This is a genomic window from Petrocella sp. FN5 (assembly GCF_029210395.1).
Taxonomy (GTDB): Bacteria; Bacillota; Clostridia; order Lachnospirales; family Vallitaleaceae; genus Petrocella.
Genome location: NZ_JARGDP010000005.1, coordinates 26,302 through 50,307, shown reverse-complemented (window position 1 = coordinate 50,307; position 24,006 = coordinate 26,302). Strand labels below are relative to the sequence as shown.

The window sequence follows — 24,006 nt, the reverse complement described above, 5'->3', positions numbered from 1 at the left end:
AATGTCGAAAATAAGAGTGTATGAATTAGCTAAAGAATTAGATGTTACCAATAAGGCTTTAATAGAGGTTCTTAGGAACTTGAAAGTGGATATAAAAAATCACATGAGTTCTTTAACAGAAGAAGAATACAAAGTAATACTAGATCATTATAAAAAAGACGAAAAAGAAGACGAAGAATCAAAACCAGAAGAAGAAAATACTATTGAATCAGCTGAGGATGAGACACAAAAGAAAACCAATAAAAAACGACATAAAAATGTGGAAGAAGTCGTAGAAGAAAAAGAATTTATCGAATTACCTGAAAGTGTTATGGTTAGTTTGCTAGCTGATAAACTTGAGCTACAGGTTTCAGATATTATAAAAATACTAATGAACCGTGGTATTATGGCAACAGCCAATCAAGAAATCCCTTTTGAACTTGCAGAAGAAATAGCTATGGAACATGATATGCTCGTCGTTAGAGAACCTGAAAAAGATATTGTTGAGTTATTTTTTGAAGACAAAGATTTAGTAGACCGAGAAGAAGATTTGATAAAACGTTCTCCGGTTGTTGTTGTCATGGGTCATGTTGACCATGGTAAAACCTCACTACTTGACGCACTTAGAGAATCAAACGTGACTGAAAAAGAACATGGTGGTATTACCCAGCACATTGGTGCATCGGTCGTATCTCTTGATGGGGGAGAAACCATAACATTTTTAGATACACCGGGACATGAAGCTTTTACAGCTATGCGTTTACGTGGAGCAATGGCAACGGACATTGCAATTTTGGTTGTTGCAGCGGATGATGGTGTTATGCCCCAAACTGTTGAAGCCATTAATCATGCTAAAGCAGCAGGCGTTCAAATCATTGTTGCAGTTAATAAAATTGATAAACCGGGAGCTAACCCTGACCGTGTATTACAAGAACTGGTAGAATATGGTCTTATTGCTGAAGCTTGGGGTGGTGACACCATTTGTGTTCAAGTCTCTGCACTAGAGCGCACAAACCTTGAAGAATTATTGGAAATGATTGTACTTGTGGCTGAAGTAGAGGATTATAAAGCAAATCCAAACAGAAAAGCAAGGGGTACCATTATTGAAGCTCAGCTTGATAAAGGAAGAGGACCTGTTGCCACAGTATTGATTCAAAACGGAACCTTATCTGTTGGAGACGCAATTATTGCCGGTCCGGCCTACGGACGTATTAGGGCTATGGTAGATGATAAAGGACGACGTGTAAAATCAGCAGGACCATCAACGCCAGTAGAAATACTTGGTTTGTCAGAAGTACCAACCGCAGGTGATGCCTTTTTTACCGCAAAAGATGAAAAACAAGCCAGACAATTAGCGAACAAAGTAGTGGATCAATCCAGAGAAAAAATGATTCAGACAACGCCTCAAAAAGTAACACTTGATGATCTCTTCCATCAGATTCAAGTTGGTGAGATGAAAGAATTGAATGTTATTGTAAAAGCGGATGTTCAAGGATCCGTAGAAGCCGTCAAGCAAAGTCTTATGAAACTGTCGAATGAAGAAGTGGTTATTCGTGTGCTACACGGTGGTGTAGGTGCGGTCACGGAAACAGATGTTATGTTAGCTTCTGCATCTAATGCCATAATTATTGGCTTTAATGTGCGACCTGAAGCCAGTGCAACTGCTGCTGCTGATCGAGAGCAGATAGATCTTAGATTATACCGAGTTATCTATAACGCGATTGAAGATATTCAAGCAGCTATGACAGGTATGCTAGACCCTATCTATGAAGAAAAAGTATTAGGTCATATTGAGATTAGACAAACATTTAAAGTATCCGGAGTCGGTACTATAGGTGGTGGTTTTGTACTTGATGGTAAAGTTGTTCGTAATTCAAGCGTACGCTTGGTACGTGACGGTATCGTTATCTATGAAGGCGCTTTGGCATCTCTTAAGAGATTTAAGGATGATGTAAAAGAAGTCAACACTGGCTATGAATGTGGTGTGATGCTAGATAAGTATAACGACCTTCGAGACGGTGATGTTGTGGAAGCATTTGCTATGGTGGAAATACCTAGAAAGTAAAGGTGAAATAATGAAAAAAAACAGCAATAGACTAATAAGAATTAATCAAGAAGTTAAACATGACTTGACGACGATCCTAAGAGAAGATATAAAAGATCCTAGAGTGAGTCCACTCACTTCAATAGTAAAAGTAGATGTTACAGCCGACTTAAAGTTTTGTAAGGTTTATGTCAGTGTCATGGGTGATGCATCGGATCAAAAAGAAACCATCGAAGGGCTTAAAAGTTCTGCAGGTCATATAAGAAGCGAGCTTGCCCATAGAACAAATCTTAGAAATACACCACAATTGTCCTTTATATTGGACCATTCCATTGAGTATGGTGTCGAAATATCTGCACTCATAGATAAAGTCGTACAGACAGACCAAGATAAAGAAGTGGAAGATAATGTTGAAACAGAAGGTACAGAAAATGAAATAGAAGCATTAGAAGATAAAGAGGTTCATGAATGAAATTAGGTACATTGGTAGATTTGGCTAAAAAATACCAGAATATATGCCTACTAGGACATATTCACCCGGATGGTGATTGCGTTGGTGCGACATTAGGCTTGGCGATGCTTCTGGAAAAATATGATGTACCATCTAGGGTGCTACTAAAAGATTTACCGGATCAATATAATTTTTTGCCGGTATCTCATTATGTCAGTGATCATATGGAAGAACCGGCGGATTTGATTATATCACTGGATGCAAGTGATCCTGAAAGACTAGGTACATTTGGCCAACTCCTTACGCGTGGAAAGAAAGTGGTCAACATAGATCATCATATAAGTAATACTATGTTTGGAGATTATAATTATGTGGATGCAGAAGCCAGTTCAACCAGTGAAATGGTGTTTCAGATGGTTGAAGACTTTTCTGTCATGGATGTAGATATTGCTAAAGCCCTTTATACCGGTATTCTCTTTGATACCGGTGGTTTTAAGCATAGCAACACCAAACCTTCCACCCATTTGGCTGCAGCCAAGCTTATATCTTATGGGTTTGATTTTTCAGCGTTGATTCACAAGCTGTTTGATGAAAAACCTTTAAAGGCTTTTAAGGCACAAGGATTAGCCTTTGAAAGAGCGCGTACCTATATGAATAAAAAGATTCTTGTATGCTATTTGAATATGGAAGATTATAAAACTTTTGGTATTGAGAAATCCGATACAGAAAGTATCGTTCACTATATGAACAATGTCGAAGGTATTGAGGTTGCTGTTTTTTTCTATGCTATTGATGAGAATACCTATAAAATAAGCCTCCGTTCAAAAGGTACCGTAGATGTTTGCAAGGTCGCTATGAACTTTGGCGGTGGCGGCCATCAAAAAGCTTCCGGTGCAAGTATAAAGGCACCCCTTGAAGACGCTATTTTGGCTGTTACAAAAGTTGTTTCCTTGCAGTTAGAAAAGAAAACATGAGGTTAGACATGTATAATGGTATTATCAACGTATACAAAGAAAAAGACTTTACTTCTCATGATGTTGTGGCTGTGTTAAGAGGTATTCTTGGACAAAAGAAGATTGGACATACGGGTACTTTGGACCCTCAAGCAGTAGGCATTTTACCTGTTTGTCTTGGAAAAGCAACTAAAGTAGCCGATTTATTAACAGATAAAGACAAAACTTATAAAACACGTTTTAAGCTGGGTGAAGAAACAGATACTCAAGATCATACGGGTGAGGTTATTGATAGAAAACCTTATTCAGTAGACAATACTACAATCTTAGAAACAATAAAAAGTTTCCTTGGTGACCATGATCAGTTACCACCCATGTATTCCGCCATCAAAATTGATGGCAGAAAGCTTTACGATGTGGCTAGATCAGGTCAGACCATTGAGCGAAAAAAAAGACGAATTACAATATATGACATTTATGACATTCAGATAGATTTACCCTTTATTGAAATGACAGTTCACTGTAAGAAAGGCACTTACATTCGCACCTTATGTCGTGATATTAGTGAAGCTCTAGGCACTTGTGGCCATATGGTTGAATTAGAAAGAACGGCATCGGGCATTTTTACAAAAGAGACGGCCTTGACCCTTGAAGATATTAAAAATCTTGTTCATGATAACAAGATTTCCGAAGCCATCGTTCAGGTCGATACTTTATTCAGTCATTATCAACGATTTGTAATAAATCCGGATTATAATCTTATGCTTTATAATGGAAACAAGTTGCCTTTAGAAGCCATTATGAATTATGATACAAACGAGATCGTGGACAAGACATGTTATAACGTATATAATAATGAAGGCGATTATATGGGCATATATGAGTGGTTATCCCAAAAAAATCTATTAATGCCAGTAAAATTTTTTTGTATACGTCATTAAGAGAGGTAATATAAATGAAAACAATTTTACAAACCAATGTTTTTGAATTGCCACAATGTATCGTTGTTTTTGGTAATTTTGACGGTGTCCATAAAGGCCATCAATTGTTGATACAGGAGGCACTTGAAAAAAGTAAAGAATTGGGCATACCTTCTGCTTTATTTACCTTTAGACCTCATCCAACATTTGTTGTTATGGGAAAGCCGGAAGAGGACATTATTTTCACACCTGAAGAAAAGAAAAAAGTTGTTGAAGATATGGGTGTGGATTACTATATTGAATATCCTTTTACAATGGATGTAGCCAATATGGCTGCTGAAGTTTTTGTAGAAGAAGTGATATATAAAGAACTTCACGCAAAATATGTTGTTGTTGGTGTGGATTTTAAGTTCGGTAAAGGCCGTAGCGGAAGCATACCTCTTTTAGAAGCTTTGGGTAGAACCTATGGTTTTAAAGTTATTGCCTTTGAAAAACTATGTGATCATCACCGAGTTATTAGCAGTACATGGCTTCGTCAAGAGGTTAAAAAGGGTGATATGGAGGCATTTAGAGAATTAACAGGTAGAGATTTTATTGTTATTGGAGAAGTAGAACATGGCAGATCTATTGGTAGAACCATTGGTTTTCCAACGGCCAATGTGGCTATATCACCTTCGAAAATATTACCGCCAAATGGTGTCTATGCTTCCTATACAACAGTCAAGGGCATACGCTATAAAAGTATTACGAACGTTGGTCCAAAACCAGCCTCAATTTCAGGTGAAATGGTGGTTGAAACCTATATACTGGATTTTGATGAAATGATTTATGGTGAAACCATTCTTATTGAAATAATCCATTTCCTAAGAGAAGCTTATAATCTAAAATCATTGGATCATTTGAAGTCTCTTATTCAAGAAGACCTTAAGGACTTGGACAACTATTTTGAGACCTTAATAAATGGTTAAGGTGTCAAAACTATATAGTTGAACTTTTGCATACAATATATAGTTGTGAATGCATCAACGTAATCTATATATTGTATGTAAATTTAGTGAAACTTAGTTTTGACCCTTTAACAATTAATAGATAAAGCATAAAATCTGATTTACAATCAAAAACACTTATGTTATTATGTACTATGTACTTGAGCCGTTGCTCGGATATTGGAGACTCCGTCCTTATCTTGGCTTTTGGCGATCAATAATAATTTATCCTATGGAGGTTACAAAATGCAAACAGCAATGCCTAAAGAAAAAAAATTAGAAATCATCGCAAAATTTGGTAGAAACGAGCAAGATACCGGTTCACCAGAGGTTCAAATCGCTTTGTTAACATGGAGAATTAATCATTTGACAGATCATTTGAAAATGCATAAAAAAGATCACCACTCAAGAAGAGGTCTTTTGAAACTTGTTGGACAAAGAAGAGGTTTGTTGAAATATCTTTCAAATAAAGATATTGAATCATACCGTAGCTTGATTCTAGAGTTAGGTCTAAGAAGATAATTAAAAAATAGAGCGGAGTTGATTCCGCTCTATTTTTTTCTTTCATTACAACACAAAAAGTGGTACTATAGAAATAGCGAAAAAAATGAAGAAACCTAGCAAGTATCCTTAGTCATTAGTTTGTGTCGTTTATTATGAATATCATTTTATAAACGTTAGAAACTAAAGACTAAAGGGGCTAGGTACAATTGAAAGGAGACAATTATGTCTAAAATTTATTCAATGGAACTGGCCGGTAGAACACTTAGCGTCGAAATCGGTAAAATGGCACAACTTGCAAGTGGTGCTTGTATGATTAGTTATGGTGAAACCGTAGTATTATCAACAGCAACTGCATCAGAGAAACCAAGAGAAGGTGTAGATTTTTTCCCGCTTAGTGTGGATTATGAAGAGAAACTATACTCAATTGGAAAAATACCCGGCGGCTTTATAAAAAGAGAAGGGCGTCCAACGGAGAACTCTATTTTAACTTGCAGAATTATTGACCGCCCTATTCGTCCTTTATTTCCGAAAGACTATAGAAATGAGTGTAGTATTGTCAATACAGTTATGGCCGTTGATCAAGATTGCATGCCAGAAGTTGTAGCTGCAATTGGTACATCTATTGCCTTGTCTATATCCCATATTCCTTTTATGGGACCAACCGCTTCAACTTATGTTGGACTTGTAGATGGTGAATTTGTATTCAACCCAACTTCTGCTCAAAGAGAAGCTTCTGATATGGTCCTTAACGTGGTATCAACATCAGAAAAAGTAACTATGATTGAGGCAGAAGCAAATGAAGTATCAGAAGAAATTATAATTGAAGCAATTGCTAAGGCTCATGAGTTGAATACAGAAATTTGTGCTTGGATTAAAGATATCCAGCTTAAAGAAGGTAAGCCAAAGCAAGCTTATACAGATGCATCTGTTCCAGAAGAAATCATGACGGCACTTAAAGACGTTATTGGTGATGCGCGTATAGAAGAGGCTGTCTATGTAGAGGATAAAAGCGAACGTTTTGCTCGCATTGATGCCCTTAAAGATGAAATGCTTGCCATCATTGAAGAAGATGAAACAAAAGCAACATGGAAACCTTGGTTGGATGAAGCTTTTTATCAGTATCAGAAGAAAACAGTACGTCGTTTGATCTTAAAAGAGCATAAACGCCCGGATGGTCGTGGAATAGATGAAATAAGAGCACTGAGTGCTGAAATAGATATCCTTCCTAGGGTCCATGGATCGGCATTGTTCTCAAGAGGCGAAACGCAAGCCCTTACCATTACAACTTTGGCGCCATTATCGGACAGACAAAGGGTGGATGCCCTTGATGAGTTAACAGAAGACAAACGTTATATGCATCATTATAACTTCCCTTCATATTCAGTAGGTGAGAGCAGACCTTCAAGAGGTCCGGGGCGACGTGAGATTGGTCATGGTGCTTTAGCAGAAAAAGCCATACTACCGGTACTGCCATCAGAAAGCGAATTTCCATACGCCATCAGAACCGTCTCAGAGATCTTAAGCTCTAATGGTTCTACCTCACAAGCCAGTATTTGTGCCAGCTCATTATCACTAATGGCTGCAGGTGTTCCACTAAAAGCGCCGGTTGCGGGTATCTCATGTGGACTTGTTACAGGTGACAATGAAAATGATTTCATATTATTAACGGATATTCAAGGACTTGAAGACTTTTTTGGCGATATGGATTTTAAAGTTGCCGGAACTGAAAAGGGCATTACAGCGATACAACTTGATATGAAACTTGTTGGTATATCACAAGAAGTCATTGAAGGTGCTATATATCAAACAAAAAAAGCAAGAATGGTCATCTTAAATGATGTTATGAATAAAACCATCAGTGAAGGTAGAACAGAACTTGCGCCGACAGCACCAAAAATCATTCAGACGCAAATCAATCCAGAAAAAATTGGTGAGGTTGTTGGTCCAAGAGGTAAGGTCATCAACAAAATCATCGAAGACACTGGCGTATCTATTGATATTGAAGATGATGGTCGTGTATTTATTTGTGGTGTTGATATGGAAGCAGCCAATGAGGCAAAACGTATTGTTGAAACCATAGCAAACGGTGTTCAAGTGGGTGCAATTTATGAGGGAAAAGTGGTTAGAATCACAACTTTTGGAGCCTTTGTAGAACTAATTCCAGGTAAAGACGGTTTGGTCCACATATCAAAAATTGCAAAAGAACGTGTTACTAAAGTAGAAGACGTACTTAGTGAAGGTCAAATTGTAAAAGTTAAGGTAACGGAAGTGGATGCTCAAGGCAGAATCAATCTGTCAATGAAGGCATTACTCGAAGATTAACGTTTAGTAAAAGACTGGGACCTTACCAATCACAAAGTTGGTAAGGTCTTTTAATTTCTAATTAGAATGCAATATGGAGGACAAATGATAAAAACCACTACTTTGGATAACGGCATCACGTTGGTTTATGAACCTTTAGAATTTGTAAAATCCGTTTCAATAGGTATATGGATACGTAACGGATCTATAGATGAGACAGCTGAAAACAATGGTATTTCTCATTTTATTGAGCATATGATGTTTAAAGGTTCAAGTAAAAGAAATTCAAAAGAAATAGCGGATGAAATGGCTAGAATCGGTGGTCATATCAATGCTTTTACAGCTAAAGAATATACATGCTATTATGCCCATACTTTGGATGAGCACTTAGAAACAGCCATCGATGTACTTTCTGATATGTTGACGCACCCTGAATTCAAACTTGAAGAAATTGAAAAAGAGAAGGGTGTTATATTAGAAGAAATCGCCATGTCTGAGGATGCACCTGAGGATATTGTTCATGATCAATTGGAAAACGAAGTGTTTAAGCCTTCTAGATTATCAATGGATATACTGGGAACCCGTGAAAATATAAGAGGTTTTACACGTGAAAAACTGTTCGAATATATGAATTACCATTATGTAGCAAAAAATATGGTAATTGCTGTTGTAGGCGCCTTTGATGAAGAACAGGTAATAAAAATATTAAACACGGCTTTTGAAGATGCTTCAACTCAAGCGCCACCGGTCCGTAACCTTGATTTTTCAAGAGAGGCAACCTTTATATTCAAAGAAAAAGATATCGAGCAGGTTCATATGGTGATTAACTTCCCTAGTATATCCTATAAGGATGAAGCCATTTTTGTTTTATCAGTGCTTAATACAATCATAGGCGGTGGCATTAATTCAAAGCTTTTTATGGGTATAAGGGAAGATAAAGGCTTAACCTATTCAATTTATTCTTATGATGAGTCCTATGAAGCAACAGGTATGTTTAATATTTATGCGGCTTTTAACCCTTCTCAAGCCGATGACGTGATTGTTAATACATTAAAAGAACTCAATACATTCATTGAAGAAGGTATTGATGAAGATAGTTTAGATAAAATCAAAGAACAGATCAAATGTAATCTAATTATCGGATACGAGAATATGAACAATCGTATGTCCAATTATGGTAAAGGCATGTTGATGCAGCAACGTATAAAAACCCAAGAGGAAATCGTAGAAGCTATTGATGCTGTTACCGTAGAAGCAATTATGACTATGGCACGTGACATATTTTTGGATCCAAGTATCAGTTTATCAATTGTTGGACATCTAAAAGATATTAACCAAGAAAGGATCATCGCATTATGCAAAAAATTAAAGTATATGTAGAACAAACAGAAGAAGGCAAAGATTTACCCTTACCAAAGTATATGAGCGAACAGGCAGCGGGATTGGATTTATTTGCTGCTGTTATTGAAGATGTTATCTTGAAAAAAGGTGAAATAAAACTGGTTCCAACTGGGCTTAAGATTGCACTCCCAGATGCCTATGAAGCTCAAATCCGACCAAGAAGTGGGCTGGCTTTCAAACACGGGATTAGTCTTGTTAATACCCCAGGAACCATTGATGCGGATTATAGAGGAGAAATCAAAATCATTATGATTAACTTCGGTGAAGAAGACTTTACCATTAAGCGTGGTGATCGTATTGCTCAAATGGTTATAAACCGTATAGAGCAAATCAATTGGGTACTAACAGATGCTTTGGAAGAAACCGCAAGAGGTGCCGGCGGCTTTGGTCATACAGGTGTTTAGTGTGACATAAGGACAAAAAAGAGGTGAAAATCATGAATCAAGGTAGGCAAGGCTACATTAATCATAGCAAGCATAAGAGTCTAAAAGAGACTCTTATAGGCGTTGTTACATTTATGACAGTATACTTAGCAGGTATTATGATTATGGGTAGTCAAAAAAGCTATTTTACAATTGTAGCCGTTTTATTGATTTTACCAACAGCTCAAAGGGCTTCACTATATTTTGCCTATAGCCCTTACAAGAGTATTTCTGATGACTTAGTTAAGGCATTTAGTGTAGACGCCTATAAAACATTGTTTGAACTGCTTATAATAAGAGGTAAATCAACCTACTTCTTGGATGCGGTACTTATTGGTGATTCTTATACTTTAATTCTTTGTCTTCCGAGTATAAAGTATAAGCAAGATTATAATCTTATTCGTCAATCTATCCAACACATGTTGAAAGACAAAGGCATTCAAACAACCGTTTTATCTTATGATAATACAAGTGAGTTGATGAATGCATTGGATACACTTGAGCTAGCATCAGATAAAGCAAACAGCAAGCAAATGGTAAGTATTGAAAGGGCATTATTGCAGAATGGTATGTAATGGTTGAAATTAATATTACACCTCAAAATCAAAACCAGAGGATAGATAAATTCATACTTAAGGTATTGCCCGGTATGTCGAAAAGTTTTTGCTATAAAATGTTTCGAAAAAAAAACATTACATTAAATAAGAAAAAAATAAGTGGCCAGGAGATATGTAGAGAAGGAGATTCCATCCAAGTTTACTTTACGAAGGAAACCTACAATCACTTTGCTTTAAAAAAGCCAAAAAATAGATTTGATGAGGGTAGGATATTGGATGTGGTTTATGAAGACGATGATCTTATTGTCATAAACAAGGCCGCTGGTATATTGTCTCAAGATGATGGTTCCGCTTTGTCAGTAGTGGATCAAATTCGGTCCCATTATGAGGAAAAAGACCTTCAAATGGACACAGGATTCAAAGTAGGGGTAAGCAATCGCTTAGATCGAAATACCACAGGTATTATCCTCTCAGCAAAATCCTTAACGATGGCTCAAATGATAAACCGAAAAATTAAAAATCATGAAGTAACAAAATTATATAGATGTATTGTAGTCGGTAAACTAGACAAAGAAATAGAACTGAAAGATTACATTCAAAAAGATCACAATCACAATAAAGTACGTATAGATCCAGAGGGTGAGCTTATGATTCATACCCTTGTTAAACCTATAAGATGGAATGCATCTTTTACAGAATTAGAAATTGAGATTAAGACAGGTAAAACACACCAAATACGTGTCCATTTAGCATCCATCGGTCATCCTATTATTGGTGATAATAAATATGGAAATACCCATATAAATCATAGCTTGAAGCAAAAATATGATATAAACCATCAGTTGCTTCATGCTTACAGCTATCAGTTTATAGAAGGGGATATAAAGCTAGATAATATGCGTTACTATAAGCCGTTTATTGCCGACTATCCTGACCTATATAATACAATTGCAAAGGCTGTGTTTGAATGAAGGCTAAAGTGATAACAGAAAATATTATGAAGTTTTGTGATTCTATAGGGATAAAAGCAGTTGGCTTTGCTGGTGCTAAGCCTTTTAATTACCTAGAGGATGACTACCACTATAGGCAAGAGCATCATTTAGATTGTCCATTTGAAGTCAGGGATTCTCTTGCTGATTTAATAGATCCTAAAAGAATCAAAGCAGACGGCAAATCATTCATTTGTATCTTAGAGCCTCATCAGCCTTATTCTAGGACCAAATCATCAAGTGGCACCGGACATATGGCAAGTGGTACCGCTTCTATTGATTATCATACTATTTTAGACGAACATCTTGAGAAGCTACAATTGTTTCTAGAAGAAAACTATAATATACATGGCGTTAAGCTCTGTGATACATCCCCTTTATCCGACCGTGCCATTGCGGTACGTGCCGGATTAGGTGTCTTACGTCGTAACAATATGTTCTATCATAAAACCATGGGGAGTTATGTTAACATAGCCTCCTTACTCATTGATTATGATTTAGAGGCTAGAGATTACGTGATGGAAGCCATGCCATGTGGTACTTGTCAGATATGTAAAGTAACTTGTCCAACTAAGGCAATTATTGGAGATGGAACCATAAATAGTCGTAGATGCATATCTTACATGACCCAAAAAAAAGAATTATCAGAGGCAGAATCTAAGATGATTGGGCGTATGATTTATGGATGCGATATTTGTCAACTTAGATGTCCTGCCAATAATAAAGTTCAGAATCCTTCTGTAGAACTCTTAGTTGACAAGGACGTGAACCTAATCAACTTGCTTAATATAGATCAGGCCACGTTTAATGCGACCTACAAAAAGACAGCTTCCGGATGGCGAGGCAAGCGAACTTTGCAACGCAACGCCATTGCGGCCATAGGTAATTCGGGTGACGCGGGGATGATGGATATCCTAAAAAATTATGAACATGACGATAGAAGTATTATCCATAGCGAGGTTCAAAGAGCAATAAAGCGTTTAGAAAACATCGAGGTGAAGTAATATGGCTTATTGGGGTTCTAGAGGTTTAAGAGGTAGTACATTAGAAGAAATGGTTAATATAACCAACGAACGCTATTTAGAACATGGGCTGGCGCTCATTGAAAAAATCCCAACGCCGATCAAACCCATAACCTTAGGGAAAGAAAGTGGCACCATAACATTGGCTTATTTTGAGAAAAAAAGCAGTGTAGACTATATTGGCGTTGTTCAAGGCATTCCCATTTGTTTCGATGCCAAAGAGACTTCAAAAGAATATTTCCCACTCAAAAATATCCATGAACATCAGATTGCTTACATGCAGACATTTGAAAAACAAGAAGGTGTTGCCTTTATGTTGATTTATTTTTCTAAACAGAACCGTTATTTCTTCCTGCCTTTTAAAATCATATTGAAGCATTGGCAAGAAGCAAGAAGCGGTGGTCGTAAATCCATACCTATGTCTGCCTTTGATGCTACCCTTGAAATCAAAAGCAAATCGGGTTATCTTGTACATTATCTAGAAGCTTTAGGCAAATACCTTAGTAATAACGGAGAATAATGCTAAAAAACTTGCCATTAAGTTTCTCATGCTATATAATTAGCAATTGTGCGATTAAATGTAATAAGTTTGCACAAAATCAATCGTTTGGATTCATCAAATGTCGGAATTATGGGTAAACAAGTGTTGTTTATGTTACTTTCTTGATGGATCCATATGTGCCATTAGAAAGAGGAAAACATGAATAATATTTCAGAATTAAGTTTATCAGATTCAATTTACAGAGCACTTAGGGACATGAATTTCGAACAGTTAACGGATATTCAAGAGTTAGCGATCCCTATACTCCTTGAAGGAAAAGACCTGATTGGGCAATCTCAAACAGGGACAGGAAAAACAGCTGCTTTTGCCATTCCCTTACTTGAAAAAGTTGACCCTGTGGTTAAGAGTCCTCAAGCAATCATCTTATGCCCAACAAGAGAGTTGGCGGTACAGGTTGCAAATGAGTTTAACAAAATCGGGAAGTACATGAGAAACATAAAAACAGTCGCTGTATATGGTGGTGAGCCAATCTACAGACAGATTACCCAACTAAAAAGAGGGGCACAAATCATTATTGGAACCCCTGGACGAACCATTGATCATATCAATCGTGGCACCATTAAGTTAGATGATATCCATACCATGATTCTTGATGAAGCCGATGAAATGTTGAAAATGGGCTTTAGAGAAGATATTGAACAGGTGCTTAGTAACATGGACACAGCCAATGTACAGACGGTCCTTTTTTCAGCAACCATGCCTCAAAGTATTATTGATATTACAAAACATTATCAAAAAGACCCTGAACTTATCAAAGTAAAGTCGAAGCTAATCACAGCAGATACAATAACACAACAGTATCTTGAAGTTAAAAGAAGTCATAAGATTGAAGCCATTTCAAGAATACTAGAGGTTGATAAGCCAAACCGTTGTATCGTATTTTGTAATACAAAATCATCTGTAAATGATGTGTGTGATGCCTTAATGCTTAGAAACTTTCCATCCGATAAGATTCATGGAGACCTTAAACAAGAAATGCGTATGGATGTTCTAAAGAAGTTTAACAATTCTCAAATCAATGTTCTTGTTGCTACAGATGTCGCAGCACGTGGTCTTGACATACAGAATGTGGATATCGTTATTAATTACGATGTGCCGGATAAGGCAGATTATTATGTACATAGAATCGGTCGAAGCGGACGCGCAGGTAAAGAGGGACGTGCCATTACCCTTGTCAGCACCGGAGATCGTCGCTTACTTCGAGATATCACAAGCTATACTAAAACGGTCATTGAAAAAATTGCTATTCCTACCAATATAGAAGTCAATGCTTCTAAAATTACTGATTTTATTGATGAACTTGATGAGATCATAAAAGGCGGGGACATGCATGAATATATGTCTATTTTGAATCAAATTGATACGGTTCATCCTCTTGAAGAAATTTGTGCTGCATTGATCAAAAAAACATTATCATTAGATGAAAATCATCATGAAAATGACATTAACTTTAAGCTAGGTGATGATAAAGGTCGTCAGCGTCAATCTTTTGGCAGCAATAGGGATCGTGGCAGCCGTGGTGAACGTGGTGCCGGTGCTCCAAGAAATCGTAAAAGAGATGACAAGGACATGGTTCGTATGTTCTTTAATGTCGGTAATAAAGACAACTTGAAGCCAAAACATATTCTTGGTGCTATTGCAGGTGAATGTAATGTTAAAGGTAGCCAAATAGGTGCTATTGATATGCTTGATAAGTTTACTTTTGTCGATGTTCACAAAGATATTGCCAAAATTGTCCTTAAGAAGATGGAAGGCAATAAGATTAATAATAAAAAAGTGTCTGTTGAAATTGCTAAGACTTCAAAAGAAAAAAATATATAAGAATAAAAGTAAGGAGGCCTCTAAGGGTAAAAGCTTAGGGGCTTTTTTTTGTTACTATGATAGTGGGTCCCATGAAAACCCTTCCAACAACTGTATGATTACGGTCTCCAGTTGGTGCATCTATGCACCAAAAGTCGACAGTCAGCATCCATGCTGACTTAACTCCATTATACAGTCTTCTTCCAGGAACTTCATGGTCGGTGTTGGTAAAGAGAAGAATGGTTTTATTATTACTTTATGAAACTATTAAGAACTATATTTTTGTGGTAATATAAATTCATGGGATTTACGGTTGACAGGACCTGGGAATTGTTTTATAATAATATTTAATTTATCGAATTAGCAATCTACCACTTTACCATAATAAAGCACTGGAGGCGCATATGAGAGATAAGCAATTACACACACCGGAAGGTGTAAGAGATATTCATTGTAATGAAGCTCTAAAGAAAAATGAAATCCAAAGACGGATTATGGCTGTATTTCATCATTATGGCTTTTTAGATGTACAGACACCGACTTTTGAATATATTGATGTTTTTAGTCATGACTCAGGTACGATAGATATTAAGAATATGTATAAGTTCTTTGATTCTGATGGTAATATTTTGGTAATGAGGCCGGATATTACACCCTCAGTAGCTAGGATGATGGCAACGGGATACCATCATGAAAATACACCTAAAAGATTCTGTTACCTTGGCAATGCTTTTAGAAATATCGAAAGCTATCAGTTGAAGTTAAGAGAGTTCACTCAAGCAGGCGTAGAATTAATTGGTATTGATAATGAAGATGCCGATGCCGAAATAATTGCAATTGTTATTCAATCTTTGTTGGCAGTGGGCCTAAAAGATTTTCAAATTGATATTGGTCAGGCTGGATTTTTTAAAGGTTTGCTTGAAGAAGCCGGTTTAGATTCAAAGTACGAAGAAGAATTACGTATGTTGATTGATCAAAAAAATTATATAGCAGTAGAAGAGTTGCTAGACAGCCTTGACCTAGACCACGTTCATAAGAAGGTACTTCTTGATCTACCTAAATTCTTTGGCGATGTGAAGGTGATAGAGCAAGCCAAATCAACGACTATGAATAAGAAGGCTTTAGCTGCATTAGAACGGTTGGAACGTATTTATAGTATTCTTTGTGATTATAAAGTTGAACAATATGTTTCTTTTGATCTTGGTATGGTGAGTCAGATTAATTACTACACTGGTATTGTCTTTAGAGGCTACACTTTCGGAACAGGTGTATCCATTGTAGATGGGGGCCGTTATGATACCTTGTTGGAAGAATTTGGCCATAGTGCACCCGCTGTAGGCTTTGCCATCATTGTGGATGAAGTCATGAACAGTATAGAAAGACAACATATTGAGATTAAGGTGCCAAGTACGGATACCTTATTGTTATATAACCGAAAATCCAGAACCATGGCTATATCCGTCGCCGATCGTATGCGTAGAGAAGGCATGCGGATTGAGATTGGAATGTTGGATCATGATTTAGACGAGAACATAACCTATGGTAAAAAGAATCGTATTGGCGGTATTATGAATTTTTTGTCTCTAGATGAAGTGGAACTGGTTAATCTAAAAACCAATGAAAGAAACACGGTGGATGTTAAATCACTTTTCTAAGAGATCGAATAAGGGATTTGGAAAAAAACAGGATGAAAGGTGAATACTATGAGATATTTAACATTTGCTCTTGCTAAAGGGCGATTGGCTAAAAAAACTTTAGCATATTTAGAAGAAGTTGGTATTACATGTGAAGAGATGAAAACTGATACAAGAAAACTGATTTTTGTCAATGAAGAACTAAAACTTAAGTTCTTTTTGGCGAAGGCCAGCGATGTTCCAACCTATGTTGAGTATGGTGCTGCGGACATTGGTGTGGTTGGTAAGGACACAATATTAGAAGAACGTAAAAACCTATATGAGGTTTTTGATTTAAAACTTGGGGTCTGTGATATGGTGGTAGCCGGTCCGGAAAGTACTCGTGATCAGCTTTTGCACAGTTCCTCTATACGCGTTGCTACTAAGTATCCAAATATTGCTAAGGACTATTTTTATAATAAAAAGAATCAAAAAGTTGAGATTATAAAACTTAACGGTTCCATAGAACTGGCACCTCTTGTTGGGCTGTCAGAAGTGATTGTAGATATAGTGGAGACCGGTGCTACTTTGAAGGAAAACGGTCTAGTGGTACTTGAAAAAATATGTCCACTTTCTGCAAGGGTCGTGGTTAATCGTGTCAGTATGAAGATGGAAAATCAGCGTATTAACCGTATTATTGATGGTTTAAGAGATATCATCCAGTAAAGGAGAACAAATATGAAAGTATACGATTTTACACAAGGTGAAGTTATTGATATTAAGAAGCTTTTGGAAGATAGAGCGCCAACTTCTTATGGAGATTATGAGACAATCGTTGCAAAAATCATAAAGAACGTGAAAGCCAAAGGTAATAAAGCCGTACTAGAATATACAGCCGAGTTTGACAAAGTGACATTAGATCAAACGACGATGAAAGTAACACCTGAGGAAATTAGTAAGGCTTATGACCTTGTGGATGAGAAGCTGATTCAAGTTATAAGAAAAGCCAAGGACAGGGTGTATGCTTTTCATGCAAAGCAGAAGCAATATAGCTGGTTCGACACCGAAGAAGATGGTAGTATCATGGGGCAAAAAATTACCCCACTTGAGCGTGTTGGTGTCTATGTACCAGGTGGTAAGGCTGTTTATACATCCTCCGTTATTATGGATGTGGTTCCAGCCTTGGTTGCAGGTGTAAAAGAGATTGTTGTTACCACGCCACCGGATTCTACCGGTAATATCAACCCTCAAATACTGGTGGCTGCTGATATATGCGGTATTGACACCATTTATAAGATGGGCGGTGCTCAAGCCATCGCGGCTTTGGCTTTTGGAACTGAAACCATAAAAAAAGTCGATAAAATTGTTGGGCCCGGTAATATTTTTGTTGCCTTGGCAAAAAAAGCTGTTTATGGTCACGTCAGTATCGACTCTATAGCAGGGCCATCTGAGGTTCTGGTTATTGCAGATGAAACATCTAGCCCCAAATACATAGCTGCCGATCTTCTGTCTCAAGCAGAACATGATGAACTGGCTTCTTCAGTATTGATTACAACAAGTAAAACGATTGCTCAAAAGGTGAAGGAAGAAATAGAGCGTCAAACCGCATATTTAAAGCGTAAAGAGATTATAGAAGCCTCATTAACGAATTATGGTGTTACCATCATTGTTGATACGTTACAAGATGCTGTTGCCATCAGCAATGAGATTGCACCGGAGCATCTGGAAATCTGTACAAAGAATCCTTTTGAACTGATGCCTTTTATAAAAAATGCAGGTGCAATATTCCTTGGAAATTATACACCTGAGCCTCTTGGGGATTATATGGCGGGACCTAATCATGTACTGCCAACAAATGCAACAGCAAAGTTCTTTTCACCTTTGTCAGTGGATGATTTTATTAAGAAATCCAGTATTACTTTTTTTGGACGGGATGCACTAAAGTCACTCAGTGAAGATGTAATCTATTTTGCCGAATCTGAAGAACTAGATGCCCATGCCAACGCCATAAAAGTGAGGTTTGAAAATGATTAAGGATTACATGCGTAAGGACTTATTGGATTTTAAACCCTATCATGCACCACTTATGGCTTATGATATTAAGTTGGATGCCAATGAAAATCCTTACATCCATAGCCCTTATGTCCTTGAAAGAATAAAGTCTTGGGTAGATGAAAAAGACAATTTAACCCGTTACCCAGATACAGATGTACATGATTTAAGAAAAAAACTTGGCGCTTATCATGGTGTTTCTGAAAATGAAATCATATGTACAGTGGGGTCGGATCAACTTATTGAACTGATCATAAAAGTGTTTGTGGAACCGGGTGATGGTGTCCTCGTACCCAACCCTTCATTTAGTATGTATGGCCTATCAACTGTACTTAATCATGGTAAAGTTATAACTTATGAACTAAATGACGCTTATGATTATGATTATGATTTAATCCTAAAGAACTATAAAGATCACAAGCCTAAGCTTATATTTATTTGTACACCCAATAACCCTACAGGAAATAAAGCTTCGATTGAAGGTATGAAGATGGTATTAGATTATGTGGACTGTCCTGTTATTATTGATGAAGCCTATGAAGAATTTGATGGCGACTCCATGGTTTCCTATATTCATACCTACAGTAACTTAATTGTATTAAAGACTTTTTCTAAGGCCTATGGGATTGCAGGTCTTAGAATCGGGTATGGTATTGCAAGTAAGGAGATGATTGAAGTGGTCAATATTGCAAAACCACCTTACAATCTGTCCGCCTTTTCTCAAGCAGTTGCTTCCTTCATATTAGAGGACATAGATTACTATAATGCTCTAGTGGATAGAATCAAAAAGGAAAAAGAGAAATTATATCAGTTTTTCTTGAGTATGAGTTGTTTTGAAAGGGTCTATCCGTCAAAAGCTAACTTCATTCTTGTTAAAATTAAGAATATGGATTTGATGACCTATCTACAGGGTCATAGAGTCCTTATAAGAGGTTTTGGCGATACAGGTAGACTTGCTTATCATATGCGGGTTACAATTGGAACAGAGGATGAGAACAGACGTCTCATGGCATTAATAAAGACTTATGAACTTTAAGGAGGAGCTATGACAAATCGTTTATGTACTATGAATCGAAAAACAAAAGAAACAGACATTGGGATGAAGCTCAATATTGACGGATCCGGTAAATCAACTTTGAAGACGGGTATTGGGTTTTTCGATCATATGCTAACCCATATTGCCAAACATGGGTTTTTCGATCTTGAGGTAACCTGCGTGGGTGATCTAGAAGTGGATTGCCATCATTCCATAGAAGACATCGGAATCGTACTTGGTAAATGTATTCGGGAAGCCATTGGTGATAAAGCTGGCATCAAGCGTTATGGGTCTTGTGTCTTGCCAATGGATGAGACTTTGGTCTTGTGTGCACTTGATTTGTCCGGCAGACCCTACTTGAACTTTGATGTGGCCCTAACAGCACTTCGCCTTGGGGATATGGATGTAGAAATGGTTAAAGAGTTTTTTATGGCTGTTGCCGTCCATGCCGGTATGAATTTACACATTAAATTACTGGATGGTTCAAACAACCATCATATTGTTGAAGGCATTTTTAAGGCCTTTGGCAACGCCCTTGATCAAGCCACTCTTTTTGATTCGCGTATTATAGGCACAAGATCAACCAAGGGCATGTTGGAATAGGGGTGTTGTTATGGTTATAGGTATTATTGATTATGGTATGGGGAATCTACAAAGTGTGTGCAATGCTCTTGATTTTATTGGTGTCAAGCACTTTACCTCTTCTGACAAAGAAATCTTAAAGACGGCGAATAAGCTTATATTACCTGGTGTTGGAGCATTTAGTGATGCCATAAAACGCCTACGAGAAAAAGGGCTAGACCAACTACTTATAGATATGAAAGCTGAAGGCAAACCGGTTCTTGGTATATGTCTTGGTATGCAATTGCTCTTTGATACCAGCACTGAATTTGGATCTCATACTGGTCTTGGACTTATAAAAGGCAAGATTATTAAACTGGAAGTAGAGAATCTAAAAATCCCTCATATGGGATGGAACGCACTTAATATACAGAAAAGAGCACCTTTATTTAGCGGGCTACCTGAAGAAGCCTATGTGTATTTTGTTCACTCCTACCATCTAGAAACAGATGAGGATGTTGTTTCTGCAACAACCTACTATGGTAAAGATATTCAGATTGCCGCTCAACAAGATCATATATATGGCTTACAATTTCATCCAGAAAAAAGCGGTGATGTAGGCTTGAAGATTTTAGAGAATTTTGCTTTTCTATAAACTAGGTAGGTTATAGCATCAAAACTATGATTTACGATATAGTTTTGACACTTTAACCCGAGAAAGAGGACAATTATGAGGTTATATCCAGCAATAGATATTATTAACGGTCAGGCAGTACGTCTTGTACAAGGTGACTATAAGAAAGAAACGGTGTATGATAAGGACCCAGTCCAAGTTGCTAAACAGTGGGAAGATGCCGGTGCCGATTACATTCATGTTGTGGATTTAGATGGAGCACAAGATGGCACATGGAAAAACAGAGAGACCATCTCTAATATTGTAAAAAGCGTTAAAGTACCTGTGCAAACCGGTGGTGGGATAAGATCACTTCAAGACATTGAAGAACGGTTGTCTGTTGGTATTGCAAGGGTCATTCTAGGCACAGTGGCCATCAAAAATCCCGCGCTTGTTTCAGAAGCGGTAAATAAATTCGGTCAAGAGGCCATCGTAGTAGGCATTGATGCAAAGGATGGGATGGTAGCCATTCACGGGTGGGAACAAGTAAGCGACATGTCAGCCCTTGATTTATGCTTGAAGGTCAAAGCCATGGGTATAACCACCATAATCTACACCGATATTGCTAAAGATGGCATGATGTTGGGTCCGAATATTGAACAGACCAGGCAGTTGATTCAGGAAACCGGTATGAATATCATTGCTTCAGGTGGCGTCTCTAATTATGAAGACCTAGAGAAAGTATCTCAAATTCAGGCGGAGGGTGTCATTATTGGAAAAGCCCTATACACAAAAGCCATTGATCTGAAAAAGGCTATTCGACAATTTGAAAGTAGGTGACCCTATGTTATCAAAAAGAATCATACCTTGCTTAGATGTTGATAAAGGCAGAGTTGTTAAGGGCGTTCAGTTTATAAACATCATAGATGCTGGTGATCCTGTAGAAGTTGCCAAAGCCTATAACAAAAGTATGGCAGACGAAATTGTTTTTCTGGACATAACAGCTTCTCATGAAGGGCGTGATACCATTGTGGATGTGGTAAAGAAAACCGCAAAGGAGATTTTTATCCCTTTAACAGTGGGAGGCGGCATTCGAACAGTTGAAGATTTTAGAACAATGTTGTTGGCAGGCGCTGACAAAGTTGCTGTTAATTCTGCGGCCGTAAATCGTCCGGAGCTCATTAAAGAAGCCGCTTTAAAATACGGAAGTCAATGTGTGGTCCTTGCTATGGATGCAAAACGAAACGAAAAACGTAAATCATGGGATGTTTATATTAATGGTGGTAGAATTAATAAACATATAGATGCCATCGAGTGGGCAAAAGAAGCCGAAGCTCTTGGCGCAGGGGAAATTCTCTTAACCAGTATGGATTGTGATGGCACAAAAGCCGGTTTTGATGTACAATTGACCAAAGCTGTAAGTGAAGCTGTGGGCATTCCTGTGATAGCATCCGGTGGTGCCGGTACGATGGAACATTTTTCAAACGTTTTGACAGAGGGTCTGGCAGATGCAGCGCTTGCCGCATCTTTATTTCACTTTAAAGAAATGGAAATAGTTGATTTAAAAAACTATTTACATGATCAAAATATACCTGTAAGAAGATAGGAGAATATTATGAATTTTAATGATTTTAAGCTTGGGGAAGACGGACTACTACCTGTTATAGTGCAAGATTATATGACAAGCCAAGTGCTTATGATGGCCTACATGAATGAAGAAGCTTATACGAAAACGATTGAAACCGGTAAAGCCACTTTCTATAGCAGAAGCCGTAAATCCTTATGGATTAAAGGCGAAACATCCGGTCATTATCAAAGGGTTAAAGAAATTGCACTCGATTGTGATCAAGATACGTTGCTTCTTAAAGTACACCAAGAAGGTAACGCATGCCATACAGGTGCTTATTCATGCTTCTATAGATATTTTGATGAGAATGAGGGTGACTATTTGGAAGTCGATACCTTTAAGCAAAAAGATGTCTTAAGTGGTGTCTTTGATGTGGTCATGGATCGAAAGGTTAATCCTAAAGAGGGTTCATATACCAATTATCTTTTTGAAAAAGGGATTGATAAAATCTTAAAAAAAGTCGGAGAAGAAACGGCAGAAATTATTATTGGTGCAAAAAATGAAGGCAAAGAAGAAATGGTTTATGAAATATCAGATTTGTTATACCATTTAACCGTACTTATGGTAGAAAAAGGTGCTAATTGGGAAGATATCTATAAAGAACTAGATAAGAGACGATAGTGAAGTTGTTTTCTACAGGAAAGTTCTTTGAAGTTGATCTATAATAGGACTTTCCTAATACGCTTCTTTTTTGTGAAAATCATATAATATTCTTGACTATTACGTCTATTGGTTATACAATAGTATAAGGAATGGGCAAAACATTCTTTATTAAATGATAATGATTGTTAAAATGATAACGATGGAGGTAATGTAATGCAACTTACTCAAATTAAAGAGATTCTAGATGCACAAGTCATTGCAGGCAAGGGTGATATGAATCAAGAAATTGATTTTGGTTATGGCTGTGATTTAATGAGTGATGTTTTAGCTTATGTACAAAACAATATTGTACTCTTAACAGGCTTAGTCCATCCGCAAGTTATAAGAACAGCAGAAATGTTAGATATAAAAGCAATAGTCATAGTAAGAGGTAAAGAACCTGGGTCGGATTTAATTGAGATGGCCAATCGTCGGGACTTAGTGATAATGACGACCAAGCACTCATTATTTACTGCTTCAGGTCTTTTATTTAAGAACGGACTCATCGGAGAGGAGATTGCCCACAATGAACTTACATTTTGATGTTGAAGGTGGTGAGTTCATTTCTGCGGGTGTGGCTTCCAGTAAGGTAAAAAAAGTCCTAAAACAACTTGCAATTAAACCGGAGATTATCAGAAAAATATCCGTTGCCATGTATGAAGCAGAAATCAATATGGTGATTCACGCACATGGTGGTGTTATTGATGCGGAGATTATGCCGGATCATGTACATGTGGTTTTAAAAGATGAAGGACCCGGTATAGAAAATATTGAGCTGGCCATGAAAGCCGGTTACTCGACAGCATCTAGGTTAGCTAGAGAAATGGGCTTTGGTGCAGGGATGGGTCTTGCCAATATGAAGCGCTATGCAGACATCCTTCAGATTGAATCCGAACCCGGTAAAGGAACAACCGTAGAAATCACAGTGAAGCTCTATCCTGAACAAGCATAGAAAGAAGTATTAATATCAG

At 37.3% G+C, this 24,006-nt stretch carries 24 protein-coding genes and 1 pseudogene; all 25 read left to right on the top strand.

What is annotated here, in order from left to right:
- The first annotated feature begins 1 nt into the window (after position 1).
- A complete protein-coding gene (infB, locus tag P0N36_RS02700; RefSeq protein ID WP_275841293.1) occupies positions 2 to 2,044 on the top strand; it encodes a translation initiation factor IF-2 in 2,043 nt (680 codons plus the stop codon).
- A 10-nt stretch (positions 2,045 to 2,054) separates the two neighbouring features.
- On the top strand, positions 2,055 to 2,495 hold the full coding sequence (rbfA, locus tag P0N36_RS02695) for a 30S ribosome-binding factor RbfA (protein ID WP_275841292.1): 441 nt from the start codon (positions 2,055 to 2,057) through the stop codon (positions 2,493 to 2,495).
- Positions 2,492 to 3,448, top strand: coding sequence for a DHH family phosphoesterase (locus P0N36_RS02690; RefSeq protein ID WP_275841291.1), 957 nt, complete (start codon positions 2,492 to 2,494; stop codon positions 3,446 to 3,448). Before rbfA ends, P0N36_RS02690 begins: the two co-directional genes overlap by 4 nt.
- Positions 3,449 to 3,456: 8 nt before the next feature.
- Positions 3,457 to 4,368, top strand: a complete 912-nt coding sequence (gene truB / locus P0N36_RS02685) for a tRNA pseudouridine(55) synthase TruB (protein WP_275841290.1) — start codon at positions 3,457 to 3,459, stop codon at positions 4,366 to 4,368.
- Positions 4,369 to 4,382: 14 nt separating this feature from the next.
- Positions 4,383 to 5,315 carry a riboflavin biosynthesis protein RibF gene (gene ribF, locus P0N36_RS02680; RefSeq protein WP_275841289.1) on the top strand — a complete coding sequence of 311 codons (933 nt, stop codon included), beginning with the start codon at positions 4,383 to 4,385 and terminating at the stop codon, positions 5,313 to 5,315.
- A gap of 264 nt (positions 5,316 to 5,579) precedes the next feature.
- Positions 5,580 to 5,855, top strand: coding sequence for a 30S ribosomal protein S15 (gene rpsO / locus P0N36_RS02675; RefSeq protein WP_330683931.1), 276 nt, complete (start codon positions 5,580 to 5,582; stop codon positions 5,853 to 5,855).
- A gap of 204 nt (positions 5,856 to 6,059) precedes the next feature.
- Complete coding sequence (locus P0N36_RS02670; protein ID WP_275841288.1) at positions 6,060 to 8,159, top strand: polyribonucleotide nucleotidyltransferase; 2,100 nt, start codon at positions 6,060 to 6,062, stop codon at positions 8,157 to 8,159.
- Between the two features lie 84 nt (positions 8,160 to 8,243).
- Positions 8,244 to 9,518 carry a M16 family metallopeptidase gene (locus P0N36_RS02665; RefSeq protein ID WP_275841287.1) on the top strand — a complete coding sequence of 425 codons (1,275 nt, stop codon included), beginning with the start codon at positions 8,244 to 8,246 and terminating at the stop codon, positions 9,516 to 9,518.
- The gene (dut, locus tag P0N36_RS02660; protein ID WP_275841286.1) at positions 9,494 to 9,943 is read left to right on the top strand and encodes a dUTP diphosphatase; all 450 of its coding nucleotides are present in this window, start codon (positions 9,494 to 9,496) and stop codon (positions 9,941 to 9,943) included. The genes P0N36_RS02665 and dut overlap by 25 nt, the downstream gene beginning before the upstream one ends.
- Before the next feature lie 32 nt (positions 9,944 to 9,975).
- A complete protein-coding gene (locus P0N36_RS02655; RefSeq protein WP_275841285.1) occupies positions 9,976 to 10,536 on the top strand; it encodes a hypothetical protein in 561 nt (186 codons plus the stop codon).
- Positions 10,536 to 11,489 (top strand): RluA family pseudouridine synthase, encoded by a 954-nt coding sequence (locus tag P0N36_RS02650; RefSeq protein ID WP_275841284.1) that lies wholly within the window; start codon positions 10,536 to 10,538, stop codon positions 11,487 to 11,489. The genes P0N36_RS02655 and P0N36_RS02650 overlap by 1 nt, the downstream gene beginning before the upstream one ends.
- Entirely contained in the window at positions 11,486 to 12,511 is a 1,026-nt protein-coding gene (gene queG / locus P0N36_RS02645) for a tRNA epoxyqueuosine(34) reductase QueG (protein ID WP_275841283.1), read from the top strand. The genes P0N36_RS02650 and queG overlap by 4 nt, the downstream gene beginning before the upstream one ends.
- A gap of 1 nt (position 12,512) precedes the next feature.
- Positions 12,513 to 13,049, top strand: coding sequence for a Holliday junction resolvase RecU (locus P0N36_RS02640; protein ID WP_275841282.1), 537 nt, complete (start codon positions 12,513 to 12,515; stop codon positions 13,047 to 13,049).
- 180 nt (positions 13,050 to 13,229) lie between these two features.
- Positions 13,230 to 14,912 (top strand): DEAD/DEAH box helicase, encoded by a 1,683-nt coding sequence (locus tag P0N36_RS02635; RefSeq protein WP_275841281.1) that lies wholly within the window; start codon positions 13,230 to 13,232, stop codon positions 14,910 to 14,912.
- Positions 14,913 to 15,295: 383 nt separating this feature from the next.
- A complete protein-coding gene (gene hisZ / locus P0N36_RS02630) occupies positions 15,296 to 16,546 on the top strand; it encodes an ATP phosphoribosyltransferase regulatory subunit (RefSeq protein ID WP_275841280.1) in 1,251 nt (416 codons plus the stop codon).
- Positions 16,547 to 16,594: 48 nt separating this feature from the next.
- Positions 16,595 to 17,230, top strand: coding sequence for an ATP phosphoribosyltransferase (hisG, locus tag P0N36_RS02625; protein WP_275841279.1), 636 nt, complete (start codon positions 16,595 to 16,597; stop codon positions 17,228 to 17,230).
- Positions 17,231 to 17,242: 12 nt separating this feature from the next.
- Complete coding sequence (gene hisD / locus P0N36_RS02620) at positions 17,243 to 18,538, top strand: histidinol dehydrogenase (protein ID WP_275841278.1); 1,296 nt, start codon at positions 17,243 to 17,245, stop codon at positions 18,536 to 18,538.
- Positions 18,531 to 19,592 carry a histidinol-phosphate transaminase gene (gene hisC, locus P0N36_RS02615; RefSeq protein WP_275841277.1) on the top strand — a complete coding sequence of 354 codons (1,062 nt, stop codon included), beginning with the start codon at positions 18,531 to 18,533 and terminating at the stop codon, positions 19,590 to 19,592. The genes hisD and hisC overlap by 8 nt, the downstream gene beginning before the upstream one ends.
- Before the next feature lie 9 nt (positions 19,593 to 19,601).
- Positions 19,602 to 20,195, top strand: coding sequence for an imidazoleglycerol-phosphate dehydratase HisB (gene hisB, locus P0N36_RS02610; protein WP_275841276.1), 594 nt, complete (start codon positions 19,602 to 19,604; stop codon positions 20,193 to 20,195).
- Between the two features lie 10 nt (positions 20,196 to 20,205).
- Positions 20,206 to 20,808, top strand: a complete 603-nt coding sequence (hisH, locus tag P0N36_RS02605; RefSeq protein WP_275841275.1) for an imidazole glycerol phosphate synthase subunit HisH — start codon at positions 20,206 to 20,208, stop codon at positions 20,806 to 20,808.
- Positions 20,809 to 20,883: 75 nt separating this feature from the next.
- Complete coding sequence (hisA, locus tag P0N36_RS02600) at positions 20,884 to 21,606, top strand: 1-(5-phosphoribosyl)-5-[(5-phosphoribosylamino)methylideneamino]imidazole-4-carboxamide isomerase (protein ID WP_275841274.1); 723 nt, start codon at positions 20,884 to 20,886, stop codon at positions 21,604 to 21,606.
- Between the two features lie 4 nt (positions 21,607 to 21,610).
- On the top strand, positions 21,611 to 22,372 hold the full coding sequence (gene hisF, locus P0N36_RS02595) for an imidazole glycerol phosphate synthase subunit HisF (protein ID WP_275841273.1): 762 nt from the start codon (positions 21,611 to 21,613) through the stop codon (positions 22,370 to 22,372).
- Positions 22,373 to 23,014 (top strand): annotated as a pseudogene (gene hisIE / locus P0N36_RS02590) (bifunctional phosphoribosyl-AMP cyclohydrolase/phosphoribosyl-ATP diphosphatase HisIE); the annotation flags it as partial.
- A gap of 195 nt (positions 23,015 to 23,209) precedes the next feature.
- Entirely contained in the window at positions 23,210 to 23,578 is a 369-nt protein-coding gene (locus P0N36_RS02585) for a DRTGG domain-containing protein (protein WP_275841271.1), read from the top strand.
- Positions 23,562 to 23,987 (top strand): ATP-binding protein, encoded by a 426-nt coding sequence (locus tag P0N36_RS02580; protein WP_275841270.1) that lies wholly within the window; start codon positions 23,562 to 23,564, stop codon positions 23,985 to 23,987. Before P0N36_RS02585 ends, P0N36_RS02580 begins: the two co-directional genes overlap by 17 nt.
- Positions 23,988 to 24,006: the final 19 nt, after the last annotated feature.